General features: G+C 73.5%; 4 protein-coding genes (1 of these 4 only partly in view). All 4 read left to right on the top strand.

Going from position 1 to position 21,491, the window contains the following annotated elements; all coding sequences use genetic code 11:
• Tightly spaced (each overlapping or abutting the next), the 4 genes in view from AB0C66_RS19755 to AB0C66_RS19770 form a layout consistent with a single transcriptional unit that may run on beyond the window.
• Positions 1-1,417 carry the 3' end of an SDR family NAD(P)-dependent oxidoreductase gene (locus AB0C66_RS19755; protein ID WP_362439791.1) on the top strand. Its footprint begins 5,024 nt before the window's first position, so only the last 1,417 of its 6,441 coding nucleotides appear in the window; its start codon lies off the left edge, out of view; it ends in the stop codon at positions 1,415-1,417.
• Positions 1,414-6,768 carry a type I polyketide synthase gene (locus AB0C66_RS19760; RefSeq protein WP_362439794.1) on the top strand — a complete coding sequence of 1,785 codons (5,355 nt, stop codon included), beginning with the start codon at positions 1,414-1,416 and terminating at the stop codon, positions 6,766-6,768. The genes AB0C66_RS19755 and AB0C66_RS19760 overlap by 4 nt, the downstream gene beginning before the upstream one ends.
• Entirely contained in the window at positions 6,765-13,238 is a 6,474-nt protein-coding gene (locus AB0C66_RS19765) for a type I polyketide synthase (RefSeq protein ID WP_362439797.1), read from the top strand. Before AB0C66_RS19760 ends, AB0C66_RS19765 begins: the two co-directional genes overlap by 4 nt.
• Entirely contained in the window at positions 13,235-21,478 is an 8,244-nt protein-coding gene (locus tag AB0C66_RS19770; protein WP_362439800.1) for a type I polyketide synthase, read from the top strand. Before AB0C66_RS19765 ends, AB0C66_RS19770 begins: the two co-directional genes overlap by 4 nt.
• Positions 21,479-21,491 lie beyond the last annotated feature (13 nt).

Consider the following 21,491-nt stretch of genomic DNA (forward strand, 5'->3'; position numbering starts at 1 on the left):
GCTGACCGTATGGGACGCTCGGCTCGCCCCGGCGGCGTTCCGCCACATGAGCCAGGCTCGGCACATCGGCAAGAACGTGTTCACGCTGCCACGGAATCTCGATCCCGCCGGCACGGTGCTGGTCACCGGCGGCACCGGCTCGCTGGGGCGGCAGGTGGCCCGACGGCTGGTCACGGAGCACGGGGTGGGCAACCTGGTGCTGGCCAGCCGGCGCGGCCCGGCGGCCGAAGGGGTCGAGGAACTGAGCGCCGAACTGGTGGCGCTCGGGGCCACCGTGCGGGTGCTGGCCTGCGACGCCGCCGACCGCACGGCGCTGGCCGACCTGCTTTCGTCCCTGCCGGCTGATGCGCCGTTGACCGGTGTCGTGCACACCGCCGGCCTGCTGGACGACGGCGTGATCACCGCGCTCACCCCGGAGCGGCTGGCCGCCGTACTGCGGCCGAAGATCGACGCCGCGCGCAACCTGCACGACCTCACCCGGGACACCGACCTGGCCAGGTTCGTGCTGTTCTCCTCGGCGGCCGGCACCTTCGACGCGCCGGGCCAGGGCAACTACGCCGCCGCCAACGCGGCGCTGGACGCCTTGGCCCAGCAGCGGCACGCCGACGGCCGGCCGGCCACGTCGCTGGCCTGGGGCCTGTGGTCGCAGGTCACGGAGATGAGCGCCCACCTGGACGACGTGGACCAGAAACGAATGGCTCGTGGCGGCATGATCGGCCTGACCGCGGCCGAGGGCCTGGAGCTGCTCGACGCCGCGTTGGGCGAACCGGATGCCGTGCTGGTGCCGGCGGCCATGGACTTCGGGGCGCTGCGCGCGCAGGCGGCCTCGGGTGCCCTGCCGGCCTTGCTCCGTACCCTGGTCCGGCCGGGGCGGCGAGTCGCCCAGAGCGTCGCCGCGGACGGGGACGAGCTGGCCGCTCGCCTGGCCCGGTCCGGCCCGGCCGAGCGGGAGCACGTCGTACTCGGCCTGGTCCGGCAGGAGGCGGCGGCGATCCTCGGCCACACCTCGCCCGACCTGGTCGAGCCGGACCGGCCGTTCCGCGACATCGGGTTCGACTCGCTGACCGGCGTGGAGCTGCGCAATCGGCTGACCGGACGGACCGGCGTGCGGCTGCCGGCCACCGTGGTGTTCGACCACCCCACGCCGGCCGCGATCACCCGCTGCCTGCTCGGCGAGCTGGGCGCCGGGGTGGACGAGACCGAGGCGCTGCTGGCCGAGCTGGACCGCGTGGCGGCGGCGCTGGACACCGCCGGGGCGGCGGCGCACGCCCGGGTGCTGGCCCGGATGCAGGCGATCGTGCGGCGCTGGGAATCGACCGGTGCGCAATCGACCGGCGAGGAGCCGGACATCGACGTGGAGACAGCCAGCGACGACGAGATCTTCGACCTCATCGACCAGGAGTTCGGCACCGCATGAGCCGCACCGATCGAGAAGAGGGACCGCCCATGGCCGACGACAAGCTCCGTGACTACCTGAAGCGGGTGGTGGCCGACGCCCGGCGGCTGCGGAAGCGGGTGCGGGACCTGGAGGCCGAACGCACCGAGCCGATCGCCATCGTGGGCATGGCATGCCGGCTGCCGGGCGGCGTCACGTCGCCCCAGGACCTGTGGGACCTGGCGACCGCCGGCCGGGATGGCATCAGCGGATTCCCCACGGACCGCGGCTGGGACCTCGACGCGCTGTTCCACGCCGACCCGGACCAGCCCGGCACCAGCTACGTGCGTGAGGGCGGCTTCCTGCACGACGCCGGCCGGTTCGACGCGGGGCTCTTCGGGATATCGCCGCGTGAGGCGTTGGCCATGGACCCACAGCAGCGGTTGATGCTGGAAGTGTCCTGGGAGGCGTTGGAACGGGCCGGTCTCGACCCGCGGTCGTTGAGCGGTGCGGATGTCGGAGTGTTCAGCGGGTACTGCGGGCACGACTACGGCACTGACCTGCCCGAGGTGCCGGATTCCTTGCAGGGTTTCATGATGACCTCCGACGCGGGCAGCGTGATGTCCGGCCGGGTCGCCTATGTGCTGGGCCTGGAGGGGCCGGCCGTCACGATCGACACGGCGTGCTCGTCCTCGCTGGTGGCGCTGCACCTGGCCGTGCGGGCCCTGCGGGACGGCGACTGCGCCATGGCGTTGGCCGGCGGAGTGACCGTGATGGCCACACCGCGGGCGTTCGTGGGCTTCGCCCGGCAGCGAGGGCTGGCCGCCGACGCTCGCTGCAAGGCGTTCGCGGCCGGCGCGGACGGCACGATCTTCGCCGAGGGCGTCGGCGTGCTGGTGGTGGAGCGGCTGTCCGATGCCCAACGGTCGGGGCACAACGTCCTTGCGGTGGTGCGTGGTTCGGCCGTGAACCAGGACGGCGCGTCGAACGGGTTGACCGCACCGAGCGGACCGTCGCAGCAGCGGGTGATCCGCCAGGCGCTTGCCAACGCACGTCTGTCCCCTTCGGACGTCGACGTGGTCGAGGCGCACGGCACCGGGACGGCGCTGGGGGATCCCATCGAGGCACAGGCGATTCTGGCCACGTACGGACAGGACCGGGCCCGACCGCTGCTGCTCGGCTCGCTGAAGTCCAACATCGGCCACACACAGGGCGCCGCCGGCGTGGCCGGGGTCATGAAGATGGTGTTGGCCATGCGACACGGCGTCGTGCCGCGAACCCTGCACGTGGACGAGCCGACGCCGCAGGTGGACTGGACGGCCGGTGCGGTGGAACTGGCGGTCGAGCAGCGGCCGTGGCCGGAGACCGGTCAGCCGCGCCGGGCGGCGGTGTCCGGCTTCGGGGTGAGCGGTACCAACGCGCACGTGGTCCTGGAGCAGGCCCCGACGATCGACGCCAGGGAATCGACGGCCGCGCTGGACGTGACTCCGCTGGTGCTCTCCGGGCACGGGAGTGAGGCGCTGCGGGCGCAGGCCGGCCGGTTGTCGGCGTTCCTGCGCGACTCGGCGGTGCCGACAGGCGAGGTGGCGCGGACACTGGCGTTCGGGCGGGCGGCGTTGCCGCAGCGCGCAGTGGTGCTGGCCCCGGGACGCGACGACGCGGTGTCCGCTTTGGACGCTCTGGCGCAGGGTGTCGACCATCCGGCCGTTGTGACCGGTGCGATCGCCCGCGGCAGGCTGGCCATGGTGTTCCCCGGACAGGGAGCGCAGCGGGCCGGTATGGGCCGCGCGCTGTACGAGCGGTATCCGGTGTTCCGGCAGGCGTTCGACGAGATCTGCGTGGAGCTGGACAGGCGGCTCGGCACGGATGTCCGGGACGTCGTGTTCGGCGACGCGGGGGAGCTGATCGAGCGGACGGTGTTCGCCCAGACGTCGCTGTTCGCGCTGGGGGTCGGCCTGCTGCGGCTGTGGGAGTCGTTCGGCGTGCGAGCGGACGTGGTCGCCGGCCACTCGGTCGGGGAGATCGCCGCGGCGCACGCGGCCGGTGTGCTGTCCCTCGCCGACGCGATCGCGTTGGTGGCGGCGCGCGGCCGGTTGATGGAGGCGTTGCCGCCGGGCGGCGTGATGGTGTCGGTGCTCGCGCCGGAACAACGGGTGCGGTCGGTGCTGGTGCCGGGTGTGGAGGTGGCGGCGGTGAACGGGCCGTCGTCGGTGGTGATCTCCGGTGACGAGCGCGCGGTGTCGCGGGTCGCCGACGAGCTGGCGGCCGCAGGTCACAAGACCAAGCGGCTCACCGGGTCGCACGCGTTCCATTCGGCGCTGATGGAGCCGATGCTGGCGGAGTTCCGGGCCGCGGTGTCCGGGCTGACCTTCGCGCCGCCGCAGCTGCCGTTCGTGTCGACGGTGACCGGCACGGTCCTGGAGGAGTTCGACGCCGAGTACTGGGTGCGGCAGGTGCGGGACACCGTCCGGTTCGCCGACGGTGTCAGCGCATTGGCCGGCTGCGAGGTGCGGACGGTGCTGGAACTGGGGCCGGACGGCGCGCTGTCGGCGCTGGGCCGGGACTGCTCGCCGGACGGGCGGATCGACTTCGTACCGAGCCTCCACCGCGACGACGATGTGCTCAAAGCGGTCGCCGTCGGCCACGTGCGCGGCGTCGCCATCGACTGGCCGGCGCTGCTCGGGGCCGGCCCGACCCACCCCGACCTGCCGACGTATGCCTTCCGGCACGAGAACTTCTGGCTGTCCGGCGACCGCGGTGGACAATCGACCACCGGGCACCCGCTGCTCGGCACCTTCGTCGACCTGCCCGACACCGGCGGCGCGGTGTTCACCTCCCGGCTCTCGCTGCGGTCGCAGCCGTGGTTGGCCGACCACGTCGTCAGCGGCGAAGTTCTGCTGCCCGGCGCCGCCATGGTCGACCTCACGCTGCGGGCCGGCGACGAACTCGGCTGCGGCGCAGTCGAGGAGCTGGTGATCGAAGCGCCGGTCGTGCTGCCCGGTGACGGAGCGCTGGCGCTGCGCGTGAGCGTGGGGGACGCCGATGACGACGGCCGTCGACCGGTCAGCGTGCACACCCGGCCGGACGTGGTCGGCGCGCCATGGACCCGGCATGTGCACGGCACCGTGCGGCAGCAGTCGGTGGCCCCGGACTTCTCGCTCGCGCAGTGGCCGCCGGAGGGCGCGGTCGCCGCTGACCCTGCCGACCTGGCCGGCCTGTACGACGACCTGAGCAGCGTCGGATACCGCTATGGGCCGGTGTTCCAAGGCGTCCGTGCGGTCTGGACCCTCGATGACGCCGTGTACGCGGAGCTGTCGCTGCCGGCCGACGACCAGGCGGCGAAGTTCGGGCTCCACCCCGCCCTGCTCGACAGCGCCCTGCACGCCGCGGCCTTCCTCGACCGCGCCGGCCTGTCGTCCCGGCAGATGACGCTGCCGTTCGCGTGGCGCGACGTCGCTTTGTACGCGCCGGGGGCGACGATGCTCCGCGTCCGGGTCACGGCCGGCGGTCCCGACGTGCTGCGGCTGGAGCTCGCCGACGGCGACGGCATGCCGGTGGCGTCGATCGGCTCGCTGCTGTCGCGGCCGGTCGCCGGTCAGGTCGGCGCTGCCCGTGTGCGGGACAGCCTGTTCCGGGAGACCTGGCCCGTGCTGGAGGTTGCACCGGCTGCGCCCACCACGGCGGTCCCGGTGGCGACCGTCGCCGACGTGCGGCGGTTGGACGGAGACGAGGTCGCCGTGCTGGCGGTGCCCGAATCCGACGACGTCCGGGAGCTGACCGCCCAGGTCCTGGCCGCGCTCACCGCATGGCTGGGGCTACCGCTGACCGACTCGGCCCGCCTGATCGTGACGACGCGTGGCGCGGTGGCCGTCGACCCGGCCGACGTCCCCGATCCGGCCCAGGCCGCGGTGTGGGGCCTGGTCGGCTCCGCGCAGGCCGAGAACCCGGGCCGCATCGTGCTGGTCGACGCCGACGGCCCGATCGAGGCGTCGTCCGTGCTGGGTACGGATGAGACGCAGTTGGCGATCAGGGTCGGCCGCGCGCACCGACGCCGCCTGACCCGTGCCGAGGCCGCGGAACCGTTCGTGCCGGAGTCGCCCGGGACGGTGTTGATCACCGGCGGCAGCGGGTCGCTCGGCGGCATCGTCGCGCGCCATCTCGTCACCGAACACGGCCTGCGGCACGTCGTGTTGGTCAGCCGCCGGGGTGAGGCCGCCGACCTCGTCGCCGAGCTGACCGACCTCGGGGCCACGGCCCGCGCGGTGGCGTGTGACGTGGCGGATCGCGAGGCGACCGCGCGACTGCTGGCCACGATCGAGCCGCCGCTGACCGCCGTCGTGCACACCGCCGGTGTCCTGGACGACGGCATGGTCACGGCGATGACACCCGAGCGAATGGACACCGTGCTGCGGCCGAAGGCCGACGCCGCCGTCATCCTGCGCGAACTCATGCCGGCGGCCGCGAAGCTGGTGTTGTTCTCCTCGGCTGCCGGTCTGTTCGGCAGCCCCGGCCAGGCCAACTACGCGGCGGCCAACTCCTTCCTGGACGCGTTCGCCCGCCGGCAGTACGCCGCCGGCCGGCCGACCGTGGCCCTGGCCTGGGGAATGTGGGCGCAGCGCGAGGGCATGACGGCCGCGCTCGGCGACACCGACCGGACCCGGCTGGCCCGTGGTGGCGCGGCGGCCCTGACCGCGGCGGAGGGCATGGCGCTGTTCGACATGGCCTTGGGCGCCGCGGAACCGGTGCTGGTGCCGATGAAGGTGGACTTCGGGGTGCTGGGGGCACAGGCGGCCGCCGGCGCACTGCCCGGCCTGCTGCGCGACCTGGTGCCCCGGCCGCGAGGACGGACGGAACCGGCGCGCGGCGACGACTTCGCCGCACGACTGGCCGCCGCCACCGACGCCGACCGGCCGAAGCTGCTGCTGGACGTGGTGCGCCGGGAGGCCGCGCTGGTGCTGGGCCACGCCTCGCCGACCGCGATCGCGCCGGACCAGGTGTTCACCGACATCGGCTTCGACTCGCTGTCCGCGGTCGAGCTGCGGGACCGGTTGGCGGCGCGCACCGGACTGCGGCTGCCGGCCTCCTTCGCCTTCGACCACCCGACGCCGGCGGCGCTGGTCGAGCACATGAGCGGTCGGCTCGGCGGGGGCCGGAAAGACGACCGTGTGCTGGCCGAGCTGACCCGGCTGGAGTCGGCGGTGGCCGACGCCGGACCGGGCGGCGCGGCCACCAGCCTCGTGCCGCGGCTGCGGGCGCTGCTGGCCCGGGCCGAGGCCGCCGCCGCGCCGGCACCGGCCGGCGACGTGGCCGCCCGCCTGGAGTCGGCGTCCGTGGCCGACGTCCTGGCCTTCATCGACGACGAGTTCGGCCCGGAAGACCCCGAGGGAGAGTGACCAGAGCAGTGGACAGTCAGGACACGACCGGTGGCGACGAGCGGCTGGTCAAGTACCTCAAGCGGGTGACCGCCGACCTGCACCAGGCTCGGCGGCGGCTGGCTCGGGTGACGGCGGAGCGGTCCGAGCCGATCGCCATCGTGGGCATGGCCTGTCGGCTGCCCGGCGGCGTCGCCTCACCGGAGGACCTGTGGGACCTGGTCGCCGGCGGCCGGGACGCCATCACGGCGTTCCCGGACAACCGCGGCTGGGACCTGGACACCCTGTTCCATCCCGACCCGGACCACCCCGGCACCAGCTACGTGCGGGCCGGTGGCTTCCTGTACGACGCCGACCGGTTCGACCCCGGCTTCTTCGGGATCTCGCCGCGCGAGGCGCTGGCGATGGACCCGCAGCAGCGATTGATGCTGGAGGTCTCCTGGGAGGCGCTCGAACGGGCCGGGATCGATCCGACAACGTTGCGCGGCAAGGACGTCGGCGTCTATTGCGGCGCTCTCAACCAGGACTACGCGGCGCGGCTGGACACTGTGCCCGAGGGCGTGGAAGGCCACCTGGTGACCGGTGGCGCCGGCAGTGTGCTGTCCGGGCGCGTGTCGTACGTGCTGGGGCTGGAAGGCCCGGCGGTCACGGTGGACACCGCCTGCTCGTCGTCGCTGGTGACGCTGCACTTGGCGGCGCAGGCCCTGCGCGACGGCGAGTGCTCGATGGCGCTGGCGGGCGGCGTGACCGTGATGTCCACGTCCTGGGCGTTCGTCGGGGTGTCCCGGCAGCGCGGCATGGCCGAGGACGGGCGGTGCAAGTCGTTCTCCAGCGACGCCGACGGCACCGGTCTGGCCGAGGGTGCCGGCGTGCTGCTGCTGGAACGGCTGTCCGAGGCCGAGCGGCTGGGACATCCGGTGCTGGCGGTGGTGCGCGGCTCGGCGGTGAACCAGGACGGCGCCTCCAACGGGCTGACCGCGCCGAGCGGACCGTCGCAGCAGCGCGTGATCTCGAAGGCGTTGGAGACGGCCGGGCTCGCACAGTCCGATGTGGACGCCGTGGAGGCGCACGGCACCGGCACCGCGTTGGGCGATCCGATCGAGGCGCAGGGCCTGCTGGCCACCTACGGCCAGGGCCGGCCGGCGGACCGCCCGCTGTGGCTGGGGTCGCTGAAGTCCAACATCGGCCACACACAGGCCGCCGCCGGCGTCGCCGGTGTGATCAAGATGGTGCAGGCGATCCGGCACGCGCAGCTGCCGCCGACGCTGAACGTCGCCGAACCGACCAGGCAGGTCGACTGGTCGACCGGCGCGGTGGAGCTGCTGACCGCCGGGCGGGACTGGCCCGAGGTGGCCAGGCCACGTCGCGGGGCGGTGTCGAGTTTCGGGGTCAGCGGCACCAACGCGCACGTGATCATCGAGCAGGCGCCGCCGGTTGCCGACCCCATCGGGACCGCCCTCGACGAGACGTCCGTGGGCGGCGGCATCGCGCCCCTGGTGGTGACCGGCCAGGGCACGGCCGGCCGCGCCGCCCGGTCCCGGCAGCTGGCCGCCTTGCTGGCCGACCGGCCGGAGCCGGCGGTCGGCGATGTCGCGCACGCGCTGGTCCGGAACCGCGCGGTGCTCCAGGACCGGGCCGTGGTGCTCGCCGCGGACGCCGTGGACGCCGTGGACGGGCTCACCGCGCTGGCCGACGACCGGTCCGCCGCCGACGTCGTCCGCGGCGAGGGACCGCTCGTCACCGGCGAAGTGGCGTTCGTCTTCCCCGGGCAGGGCTCGCAGTGGCTGGGCATGGCCGCCGAGCTCTTCGAGTCCTCGCCGGTGTTCGCCGCCGCCATGGCGGAATGCGACGAGGCGCTGCGCGACTACGTGGACTGGTCGGTGATCGACGTGATCCGCCGACATCCAGCCGCTCCCGACCCGACCCGCATCGAGGTCGTGCAGCCGTCGCTGTTCTCCGTGCACGTGTCGCTGGCCGCACTGTGGCAGCACGTTGGCGTGCGGCCGGCCGCGGTGGTCGGGCACAGCCAGGGTGAGATCGCCGCCGCCGTCGTGTCCGGTGCGCTGTCGCTGTCCGACGGCGCCCGCGTCATCGTGGCCCGCAGTGCGCTGCTGGCCGAGGAACTGCTGGGCAAGGGCGCGATGGCGTGGATCGGCACGTCCGCCGCCGACATCGAGGCCCGGCTGGTGGAGTGGGCCGACCGGGTGTCCATCGCCGGCCGCAACTCGCCCCGGGCGGTCACCGTGGTCGGCGAGACCGAGGCGCTGCACGATCTCATCGCCGGCTGCAAGGCCGACGGCATCCGCACCCAGATCGTCGGCTCGTCGGTGGCGTCGCACTGCGCGCAGATCGAACCGCTGCGTGACCAGCTGCTGGCGATGTTCGCCGACGTCACTCCGATGGCCGCGCGGGTGCCGTTCTACTCGTCGGTCAGCGGCACGGTGATCGACACCACCGGCATGGACGCGGAGTACTGGTACCGCAACGCCCGCGAGCCGGTCGACCTGGAAGCAGCCGTGCGCAACCTGATCGCCGACGGCTACACGTTCTTCGTGGAGCTCAGCGCGCACCCGGTGCTCACGGTGCCGGTGCAGGAGACCGCGGAGGCGGTCGGCGCGGACATCGTCACCGTCGGCTCGCTGCGCCGCGACGACGGCGGCCCCCGACGGTTCCTCACCTCCATGGCCGAAGGCTTCGTGCGCGGCCTGCCAGTGGACTGGTCCACGCTGTTCGACGCCGACCGCCGGGCCCATGTCGAGCTGCCGACATACCCGTTCCAGCGGCAGCGCTACTGGCTGACCACCAGCGACGCGACCGGTGATGCCGGCGGCCTCGGACTCAGCGGCGCCGAGCACCCGTTGCTGGGGGCCGTGGTCGAGCTGCCGGAGTCCGGCGGTGTGTTGATGACGTCGCGGCTGTCGCTGCGGTCGCAGCCGTGGCTGGCGGACCACGCCGCGGCGGGGACGGTGTTGCTGCCGGGCGCGGCGTTCGTGGAATTGGTGGTGCGAGCCGGCGACGAGGTGGATTGCGGCGCTGTCGAGGAACTGATCGTGGAGGCCCCGCTGACACTGCCGCCGACCGGCGCCGTGCAGCTGCGGATCAGCATCGGTGAGGTCGACGACGGGGTCCGCCCTGTGAACGTGCATGCCCGTGCCGAGGACGCCGGCCCCGGCGCGCCGTGGACCCGGCATGTGCACGGCACCCTGACGGCTTCCCCGCCGGCCGGCGACTTCTCGTTCACACACTGGCCGCCGACCGGGGCGACCCAGATCGACGATGACCGCCTGGCCGGCTTCTACGACCGGCTGGCATCCGCCGGATTCGGCTACGGCCCGGCGTTCCGCGGTCTCCGCGCCGCCTGGCTGGCCGGTGACGACATCTATGCCGAGGTCGAGTTGCCCGAGGAACAGCGGGCCGACGCCGCGCGGTTCGGGCTGCACCCGGCGTTGCTGGACGCAGCCCTGCACGCCGGCGTGTTCGCCGCCGGCGACGAGCCGAAGCTGGCGCTGCCGTTCGCGTACCGGGGCGTGGCCCTGCACGCGAACGGTGCGTCGGCGCTGCGGGTGCGCATCAGCCCCACCGGCGCCGATGCGATCCGCGTGCAGGCGGCGGACGGCTCCGGGGCCCCGGTGGCGTCGGTGTCCTCCTTGGTGTCGCGGGTGGTGGAACCGGCCCAGTTCGGTGGCAGCTCAACCGGTGACCAGGTGTTCCTGATCGACTGGGAGGAGTACGCGCCGGTCGCCACTGCGGCGGCACAGCCCACCCCGGTGACCACCACCGCGGACCTGACCGCGTTGACCGGCGGCGACGTGCTGCTCTACGACGTGCCCACGGTGCTTGGCACGGCGGCGGAGGCGGCTCGGGACCTCACCAGCGAGGTGCTGGCGGTGTTGCAGGAGTGGCTGGCCAACCCGGCGTTGACGGAGAGCCGCCTGGTGGTCCGCACGAGCCGAGGTGTGAAGATCCGGGACGGCGAGACGCCGGATCCGGCGGTGGCGGCGGTGTGGGGACTGGTCGGCGCCGCGCAGTCGGAGCACCCCGGCCGGATCGTGCTGGTGGACGCCGACGGCTCACCGGCGTCGGACTCCGTGCTGCCGGCCCTCCTGGACATGGACGAACCGCAGTTCGCCGTGCGGGACGGGGTGTGCTTCCTGCGTCGCCTGATCCGCGCCGACAGCGCCGGCACACTGGTCCCGCCGGCAGGTGAGCCGACCTGGAGGCTGGACACCCGCGCCATGGGCACGCTGGAAGGGCTCGCGCTGGTGCCCGCGCCAGAGGCGGCCCGCCCGCTGGACGAGGGCCAGGTGCGGGTGGCGGTACGCGCCGCCGGCATGAACTTCCGTGATGTGCTGATGGCGCTGGGGATGTTCCCCGGCAAGATCGACATCTGCCACGAAGGCTCCGGTGTGGTCACCGAGGTCGGCCCCGGCGTGGACGACCTCGTCCCCGGCGACCGGGTGATGGGAGTGTTCCCGGGGGCAGGTGGCCCGGTCGCGGTGGCCGAGCGGTTCGCGCTGGCCCGGATGCCCGCAGGCTGGACCTTCGAGCAGGCCGCCGCGGTGCCGGCGGTCTACCTGACGGCGTACTACGCGTTCAAGGACCTGATCGACCTGCGCCCCGGCCAGTCGGTGCTGGTGCACGCCGCCGCCGGCGGCGTCGGAATGGCGGCGGTCCAGCTGGCCCACCACTTCGGCGCGGAGGTCTACGGCACCGCCAGCCCGGCCAAGTGGCCGGCGGCACTCGCCGCCGGCGTGCCGACGGGGCGCCTGGCCAACTCCCGCACGCTGGACTTCGAGCAGCAGTTCCTGGACATGACCGACGGCCGGGGCTTCGACGTGGTGCTGGACGCACTCACCGGCGAGTTCGTGGACGCCTCGCTGCGGCTGCTGCCCCGCGGCGGCCAGTTCCTGGAGATGGGCAAGAACGACGCCCGCGACCCGGAGGCCGTCGCCGCACGGCATCCGGGCGTGACGTACCGGGTCTTCGACATCGCGGAGGCCCGCGGCGCCCGCCTGCAACGGCTGCTGGAGGAACTGCTGGAGTTGTTCGACCGGGGCGTGCTCACGCCGCTGCCGGTGACCACGTGGGACATCCGGCAGGCGCCGGCCGCCTTCCGGCACATGGCGCAGGCCCTGCACGTCGGCAAGAACGTGTTTGCGGTGCCGAGGGACCTCGACCCCGACGGCACGGTCCTGGTCACCGGCGGCACCGGCACCCTGGGCGCGATGCTGGCCCGGCACCTGGTCCGCGCGCATGGCGTGCGCAACCTGGTATTGGCCAGCCGGCGCGGACCGGCGGCCGCGGGAGCCACCGAGCTGCGGACGGAGCTGACCGGGCTCGGCGCGCGGGTGCGGATCGTGGCATGCGACAGCGCCGACCGGTCGGCGCTGGCCGACCTGCTGGCATCGATCCCGGAGAAGGCCCCGCTGACGGCGGTGCTGCACGCGGCCGTCGTACTCGATGACGGCGTGGTCACGTCGCTGACACCGGAACGGCTGGCCGACGTGCTGCGGCCGAAGATCGACGCGGCGGTCCACCTGCACGAGCTGACCAAGGACCTGGACCTGGCCGCCTTCGTGTTGTTCTCCTCCGGGGCCGGCGTTTTCGGCAACGCCGGCCAGGGCAACTACGCGGCGGCCAACGCCTTCCTGGACGCGTTCGCCGAGTGGCGGCGCGCGCAGGGGCTGCCGGCGGTGTCGCTGGCCTGGGGTCTGTGGGCGCGGAGTGTGTCCTCCGGCGCGGCGGCGCACCTCGGCGAGGTCGACCACAAGCGGATGGCCCGCGGTGGCGTCACCGGCCTGTCGGCCGAGGAAGGCATGGCCCTGTTCGATGCCACCCTGCACGCGCCGCGATCCGTGGTGCTGCCGATGAAACTCAACTTCACGGTGCTGCGGGCCGAGGCGGCGGACGGCTCTGTGCCACCGCTGCTGCGTCGGCTCATCCGACAGGGGCGGCGCACCGCGCAGCCCGGAGGCGGGGCGGACGCGCTTGTCGAGCGGCTGGCCCGGGCCGGGGCCGGCGACCAGGAGCAGATCCTGCTCGACCTGGTGCGCCAGGAGGCGGCGGCGGTGCTCGGCCACTCCTCGGCCGCGACGGTGCGGCCGGACCTGGCGTTCAAGGAGGTCGGCTTCGACTCGCTGACGTCGGTGGAGCTTCGCAACCGGCTGGCCAACCGGAGCGGCGTCCGGCTGCCGGCGACGCTGACCTTCGACAACCCGACGCCGACGGCACTGGCCCGCTACCTGCGGTCGGTGCTGTGTCCGGACCGGGAGCCCGCGCCGGACGAGGGGCCCGGAGTGACGGAGGCGGACCTGCGCCGGGTGCTGGCGACGGCTCCGCTGGACCGGCTGCGGGACCTGGGTGTGCTCGACGCCGTCCGGCCGTTGCTGAGCGGCGTGGTCGAGGAACCGGTGGACGGCGCCGCCGAGGCGCTCGTCGGCATGGACGTGGACGACCTGGTGGCCAAGGCGATGAGCAAGGCGGGGAAATGACACGGACGACGGACGCCGAGGTCGTGGAGGCGCTGCGGGCCTCCCTGATCGAGAACGACCGGCTGGAACGGGAGAACCTGCGCATCCGCGCCGCGAGCACGGCCCCGATCGCGATCGTGGGCATGGCTTGCCGGCTGCCCGGTGGCGTCGGCTCGCCGGAACAGCTGTGGGAGATGGTCGCCGGCGGTGCGGAGGGGATCTCCGAGTTCCCCACCGACCGCGGCTGGGACCTGGACAACCTGTTCCATCCGGACCCGGAACACCCGGGCACCAGTTACGCGCGGGCCGGCGGTTTCCTGCACGAGGCCGGCGAGTTCGACGCGGCGTTCTTCGGGATCTCGCCGCGTGAGGCGTTGGCTATGGATCCGCAGCAGCGCCTGATGCTGGAGATCTCCTGGGAGGCGTTCGAGCACGCCGGCGTGGACCCGTTGTCCTTGCGGGGCTGTGATGTCGGCGTGTTCAGCGGAGTCACCCACCACAGCTACGCCAGTGGGCTCCAGCCGGTGCCCGAGGAACTGGAATCGGTGATGGGCACCGGCGTCTCGGCGAGTGTGCTGTCCGGGCGGGTGTCGTATGTGCTGGGGTTCGAGGGTCCGTCGGTGGCGGTGGATACGGCCTGTTCATCGTCGTTGGTGGCGTTGCATCTGGCGGTGCAGGCGCTTCGTAACGGCGAGTGTTCGATGGCGTTGGCCGGTGGCGTGACCGTGATGCCGAATCCAGGGGTGTTCGTCGGCTTCTCCCGGATGCGAGGCATGTCCGAGGACGGTCGGTGCAAGTCCTTCGCGGCGGCGGCCGACGGCGCCGGGTGGTCCGAAGGCGCCGGCGTGCTGCTCGTGGAGCGGCTGTCCGACGCCGAGCGGCTGGGCCACCGGGTGCTGGCCGTCGTTCGTGGCACGGCGGTGAACCAGGACGGTGCGTCCAACGGCTTGACCGCGCCGAGCGGCCCGTCGCAGCAGCGGGTGATCCGCCAGGCGCTGGCCAACGCCCGGCTGTCCACTTCGGACGTCGACGCGGTCGAGGGGCATGGCACCGGCACGGTGTTGGGCGATCCGATCGAGGCCCAGGCCCTGATCGCCACCTACGGCCAGGGCCGGGAGCGGCCGCTGTGGTTGGGGTCGTTGAAGTCGAACATCGGTCACGCCCAGGCGGCGGCCGGTGTCGCCGGCGTGATCAAGATGGTGCTGGCGTTGCGGCACGGCGTGCTGCCGCGGACCCTGCACGTTGATGCACCGACGCCGGAGGTGGACTGGTCGGCGGGTTCGGTGGAGTTGCTGACCGCGCAACGGGAATGGCCGGCGGTGGACCGGCCGCGTCGGGCCGGCATCTCCGGCTTCGGTGTGAGCGGCACCAACGCGCACGTGATCATCGAGGAAGCAGCGGCGGCCGGGGCGGCCCGGGTGCCGGCGCAACCGGTGCTGGCCGGTGAGCACGTCCCGCTGGTGCTGTCGGGGCGCGGCGGCGCCGGCCTCGCCGGTCAGGCCGAGCGGCTCCACACCTTCCTGGCCGACCGGCCGGACCTGGACCTGATCGAGGTGGCCCGCGCGCTGGCCACGACCCGCGCCGCGCTGCCGGACCGGGCCGTCGTGCTGGCCGAGGACCACGCCGACGCGCTGGTTCGGCTGCGGGCGCTGGCAGCCGGCGAACCGACTCCGAACGTGGTCACCGGCCGCGCTGACGCCACCGAGCGGGTCGTGTTCGTGTTCCCGGGCCAGGGTTCACAGTGGATCGGCATGGGCACGGCGCTGCTGGCCGACTCGCCGGTGTTCGCTGCCCGGATGCGGGACTGCGCCGAGGCGCTGGACCCGTTGACCGGCTGGTCCCTGCTCGACGTCATCACCGGCGCACCCGGCGCGCCTGCCCTGGACCGGGTGGATGTCGTGCAGCCGGCGTCGTTCGCGATGATGGTGTCGCTGGCCGAGGTCTGGCGGGCCGCCGGTGTGACGCCTGCCGCCGTCGTCGGTCACTCGCAGGGAGAGATCGCCGCCGCCTGCGTCGCGGGCGGCCTGTCCCTGGCCGACGCCGCCAGGGTGGTGGCGTTGCGCAGCCAGGCGATCGCCGCCGGACTGTCCGGCCGGGGCGGCATGGTGTCGCTCGCCACGACCGCCGACGAGGCCCGCGCCCTGATCGAACGCTGGGCGGGCCGGATCGAGCTGGCCGCCGTGAACGGCCATGCCTCGACCGTGGTCGCCGGTGAGCCGGCGGTGTTGACCGAGCTGATCGAGGAAGCCGAGCGCGGTGGGCTGCGCGCCCGTCGCATCGACGTGGACTACGCCTCGCACACCGCGCAGGTGGAGGCGATCGAGGCGGAGCTGGCCCGGTCGCTGGCCGGGCTGCGGCCGACGAGGTCGGAGATCCCGTTCTATTCCACGCTGTACGCCGACCGGCTGGATACCGCCGAGCTCGACGGCGGCTACTGGTACAGCAATCTGCGCGGCACCGTCCAGTTCGAGGCCGTCACACGCAGGCTGATCGACGACGGCATGCGCGCGTTCATCGAAGTCAGCCCCCATCCGGTGGTGGTCCCCGCCATCGAGGAGACCGCCCAGCAGGCCCGCGTCGCCCTGACGGTGACCGGCACGCTGCGCCGGGCCGAGGGCGGCGCCCAGCGGGTGCTGACCGCGATGGCGTCGTTGCACGTCGCCGCGGTCACCGTGGACTGGGGCACGGCGCTGGGCGGTGGTTCGACGGAGCCGATCGGGCTGCCCACCTACAACTTCCGTCACCGGTACTTCTGGCTCGCCGGCAATCACCAGGTCGCCGGCGCCTCCGGGAACACGGTTCAACCGCCGGCCGAACCGGTGGACACCGACGGCCTCGCGGCGCGCCTGGCCGGAGTCGGCACCGCCCAGCAGCGGGCCATGCTGCTCGACCTCGTCCGGGCGGAGACGGCGGTGGTGCTGGGCCACGAGACCCCCGACGCCGTGGAGCCGGACCTGGCGTTCAATCAGATCGGCTTCGACTCCACGACCGCGGTCGAGCTGCGCAACCGATTGGCCGCCCGCAGCGGCACGGATCTGCCGGTGACGCTGCTGTTCGACTACCCGACCCCGGAGAGCCTGGCCGACTACCTGCTGGAGCGGCTGGTCGACGACCTGCAGGCGACCACCGCCGTCACCGCCGGCGCGGTCCGGAACGACGAGCCGATCGCGATCGTGGGCATGGCCTGCAGGTTGCCCGGCGGCGTCGAGTCGCCGGAGCAGCTGTGGGACCTGGTGCTCGACAGCCGGGAGGGGATCAGTGGGTTCCCCACCGATCGAGGCTGGGACCTGGACAACCTGTTCCACCCGGACCCCGACCACCCCGGCACCAGCTACAGCCGGCACGGCGGATTCGTGCATGGCGCGGGGCAGTTCGACGCCGACTTCTTCGGGATCTCGCCGCGCGAGGCGTTGGCCATGGATCCGCAGCAGCGCCTGATGCTGGAGATCTCGTGGGAGGCGATGGAACGCGGCGGCCTCGACCCGGCCGACCTGCGCGGCAAGGACATCGGCGTGTTCACCGGCGTCACATATCACAACTATGCCGCTGACGTGCGGCAGGTGCCCGAGGAGCTGGAAGGGATTCTGGCGTTCGGCACCTCCGCCAGCGTGCTGTCCGGGCGGGTGTCGTATGTGCTGGGGTTCGAGGGCCCGTCGGTGGCGGTGGACACGGCGTGTTCGTCGTCGCTGGTGGCGTTGCATCTGGCGGTGCAGTCGCTGCGTAACGGCGAGTGTTCGATGGCGTTGGCCGGCGGTGTCACGGTCATGACCACGCCCGGCATCTTCGTCGGCTTCTCCCGGCAACGCGGCATGTCCGCGGACGGCCGCTGCAGGTCGTTCGCCGCTTCCGCGGACGGCACCGGCTGGTCGGAAGGCGCCGGCGTGCTGATGGTGGAGCGTCTGTCGGACGCCGAGCGGCTTGGCCATCGCGTGCTGGCCGTCATTCGCGGCACCGCGGTCAACCAGGATGGCGCGTCGAACGGCCTGACCGCACCGAACGGTCCGTCGCAGCAGCGGGTGATCCGGCGCGCGCTGGCCCAGGCCCGACTGTCCGCTTCTGACGTTGATGCGGTCGAGGCGCACGGCACCGGGACCGTGTTGGGTGATCCCATCGAGGCACAGGCGATTCTGGCCACCTATGGTCAGGGCCGGCAGGAGCCGTTGTGGCTCGGGTCGCTCAAATCCAACATCGGTCACGCCCAAGCGGCCGCCGGTGTCGCCGGCGTGATCAAGATGGTGATGGCGCTGCGGCACGGCGTTCTGCCGCGAACCCTGCACGTGGATGAACCGACGCCGCAGGTGGACTGGTCGGCGGGCGCGGTGGAACTGCTGACCTCCCAACGGGACTGGCCGGAGCTGGACCGGCCGCGCCGCGCCGGCGTGTCGGCGTTCGGGGTCAGCGGCACCAACGCCCATGTGATCCTCGAACAGGCCGACACTCTGCCACCGGCGGAGGTGATGCCGCTGGACGCCGAACTGCCGGTCCCGCTGCTGGTGTCGGCGCGAGGGAAGGCCGCCCTGACCGCGCAGGCGCAACGTCTGGCGGCCTGGCTGGATGCCGAGCCGGACCTCGCGTCGCCGGCGGTGGCCCGCGCGCTGGCCGCCAACCGGACCGCGCTGCCGGACCGGGCGGTTGTGCTGGCCGCCGACCGGGCCGCCGCCCTGGCCGGGCTGCGCACCCTGGGCGACGGCGTCGTGGTCGGCAACGCCTCCGGGGCCGGCCGCCTGGCCATGGTCTTCCCGGGCCAGGGCAGCCAGCAGGTGGGTATGGGCCGCGAGCTGTTCAGCCGCTTCCCGGTGTTCCAGGACGCCTTCGAGGAGGTCTGCGCCGAACTGGACCGGCACCTCGACGGTCACGTCTCGCACGCGGTGCGGGACATCGTGCTCGGCGAGTCCCCGGCGGCGACCAAGAACCTCCGGAAGACCGTGTACGCCCAGGCCGGACTGTTCGCCCTGGGCGTCGCCCTGTTCCGCTTGTGGGAGTCGTGGGGTGTGCGGCCCGACATCGTGGCCGGGCACTCCCTCGGCGAGGTCGTCGCCGCGCATGTGGCGGGGGTGCTGACGCTGCCGGACGCGGCGGCGCTGGTGGCCGCCCGCGGCCGGTTGATGCAGGCGCTGCCGGACGGCGGCGCGATGGTGTCCGCGGCGGCGAGCGAGGACCGGGTCCGGCCGCTGCTCGGGCCGGGCGTCGACATCGCGGCCGTGAACGGTCCGGCGTCGGTGGTGCTTTCCGGTGACGAGGACGCGGTGCTGGCCGTCGGCGCGGCGCTGGCGGCGGACGGCGTCCGCACCAAGCGGCTGGAGGCCGGCCACGCCTTCCACTCGGCGCGGATGGAGGACATGCTCGCCGGCTTCCGGGCCGTGCTGGCCACACTGACGTACCGCGAGCCGCGGCTGCCCGTGGTGTCCGACGTGACCGGCCGGATCGCGACCGTCGGCCAGATGACCTCGCCCGACTACTGGGTGGAGCATGTCCGTGCCACGGTCAGGTTTGCCGACTGCGTGGACGCCCTGGTCGCACATGGCGTGCGGACGGTGCTGGAGCTCGGGCCGGACGGCACGGTGTCCGCGATGGGCCGGGCCTGCCTCGACGACGGCGGCCGGGTCGCGTTCATGCCGAGCCTGCGCCGGGACGAGGGGGAGGGGCGGTCGATCCTCACCGCGCTGGCCACCGCGCACACGCGCGGCGTGCCGGTGGACTGGTCGACGTGGCTGGACGGCCCGACCGCGCCGCCGGTCGAGTTGCCCACCTACGCGTTCCAGCACGAGCACTACTGGCTCGTCGATACCAGCCAGTCGGCGGACGTCGTGGCGGCCGGGCTGGCCGGCGCCGACCACCCGCTGCTGGGGGCGATGGCGGAGCTGCCCGGCTCCGGCGGCGTACTGTTCACGTCGAGGCTGTCGCTGCGGAGGCAGCCGTGGCTGGCCGACCACGTCGCCGCCGGTACGGCCCTGCTGCCGGGCGCCGCGTTCGTGGAACTGGCGATCCGGGCCGGCGACGAGGTCGGCTGCGGCGTCGTCGAGGAGCTGGTGTTCGAGGCTCCGCTGCTGCTGACCGACCGGGACGTGCACCTCCAGGTGCAGGTGGGGGAGCCGGACGTGGACGGCCGGCGCACGGTGGCGGTGCACGGCCGTGCCGTCGACGCCGGGCCCGGTGCTGCCTGGACCAGGCACGTCAGCGGTACCGTCGCGCCGCCGGTCGCGCCGGCCGCCTTCTCCCTGGCCCAGTGGCCACCGGCCGGCGCGGAGCCGGTCGACGCCGACCGGATCGCCCGCCTGTACGGGGACCTCGCCGGTGCCGGCTACCGCTACGGGCCGTCGTTCCAGGGCCTGCGGGCGGCATGGACGCTGGGCGACACGGTGTATGCCGAGGTGGCGCTGCCGGACGGTCCACGGGCCGACGCGGCGCGATTCGGCCTGCACCCGGCGCTGCTCGACGCCGCCCTGCACGTGACGGCGTTCCGGGACCGCGATGGTGATGTGCCGCTGCTGCTGCCGTTCGCCTACCGGGGCATGGAACTCCACGCCGGTGGCGCATCGACCCTGCGGGTGTGCATCGCCCCGGACGCCGAGAACGCGATCACCGTGCAGTTGGCCGACACCACCGGTGCCCCTGTCGCCTCTGTGCGGTCACTGGTCTCCCGGCCCGTCGACCCCGGGCAACTCGCCGCCGGCTCGGTGGCCGATCGTGTGTTCCTGGACGGCTGGGCGGAGATCCCGGCGTCGGCCGACCGCCCTGCCGTCACGCCAACCCCGGTGTCCACTGTGGAAGAAGTGCGAAGCCGGGCCGAGCGGAGTCCGGGCCAGACCGGGACGTTGCTGCTCGACGTGCCCGCCGGTGACGTACGGGAGGTCGCCGGACACGTGCTCGCGATCCTGCGGGCGGTGCTGGCGGAACCGGCCCTGGAGGGCACCCGCCTGGTGGTGCGGACCAACGGCGCCGTCGCCACGGAGCAGCCCGATCCGGCGCAGGCGGCGGTGTGGGGTCTGGTCGGCTCCGCACAGGCCGAGAACCCCGGCCGGATCCTGCTCGTCGACAGCGAAGAACCGGTGGACGCGGTACTGCCGGCGGTGATCGACGGGGACGAGCCGCAGGTGGCCGTCCGCGGTGACCGGGTGCTGGCCCGCCGGGTGCGGCGCGCCGATGCCACTGCGGCGAAGGCCGCTCCGATCGACCCCGCCGGCACGGTGCTGATCACCGGCGGCACCGGCGCGCTCGGCTCGGTGGTCGCCCGGCACCTGGTCGCCGTGCACGGGGTGCGCAGCCTCGTACTGGCCGGTCGTCGTGGCCCCGACGCCGACCGGGCCGCGGACCTGGAGGCGGAGCTGACCGCGCTCGGTGTGAAGGTCCGCATCGCCGCCTGCGACGTGGCCGACCGGGACCAGTTGGCCACGCTGCTGGCGTCGGTCCCGGCCGACGCACCGCTCACCGCCGTCGTGCACATGGCCGCAGTGCTCGACGACGGCGTCACCACGGCAATGACGCCCGAGCGCCTGGACACCGTGTTCCGGCCGAAGATCGACGCCGCGGTGAACCTGCACGAGCTGACCCGGGACCTGAACCTCACGGCGTTCGTGCTGTTCTCCTCCGGCGCAGGCGTGTTCGGCAATCCGGGCCAGGGCAACTACGCCGCCGCCAACTCCTACCTCGATGCGCTGGCGTTGCGCCGGCGGGCCGAGGGACTTCCGGCGGTGTCGATGGCCTGGGGTCTGTGGACGCAGACCGACGGTATGACGGCCGATCTCAGCGACGTTGACCGCAATCGGCTCAGCCGGGGCGGCGCGGTGGGGCTCAGCCCGGAGGAGGGCCTGGCCCTGTTCGACGTGGCCCTGCGGCTGGACGAACCTGTGGTGCTGCCGATGCGCCTGGACTTCGCCGCCCTGACCGACCGGGCGGCTGCCGGTCAGGTCGCGCCCGTGCTGCGGGGTTTGGTGCGCCGCCCCCGCCGGGCCGCCGGCGCCGAGGTGGACACCGAGGCGTTCGCGGCGCGCCTGGCCGCCGCGACGGATCCGGAACAGGACGAGATCCTGCTCGAGTTGGTGCGCGCCGAGGCGGCTCAGGTGCTGGGCCACGCCTCACCGACGGCCCTTGACCCGGAGCTGGTGTTCACCGACATCGGCTTCGACTCGCTGACCGCGGTGGAGCTTCGGGACCGGTTGGCCGCGCGCACCGGACTGCGGCTGCCGGCGACGTTCGTCTTCGATCATCCGACGCTGCGGCTGCTCGGCGAGCAGTTGCGGCACGAGCTGGCGTCCCGGTGACCGGGCGTCCTGG

This window comes from Streptomyces sp. NPDC048636 (genome assembly GCF_040650655.1).
Taxonomy (GTDB): domain Bacteria; phylum Actinomycetota; class Actinomycetes; order Streptomycetales; family Streptomycetaceae; genus Streptomyces.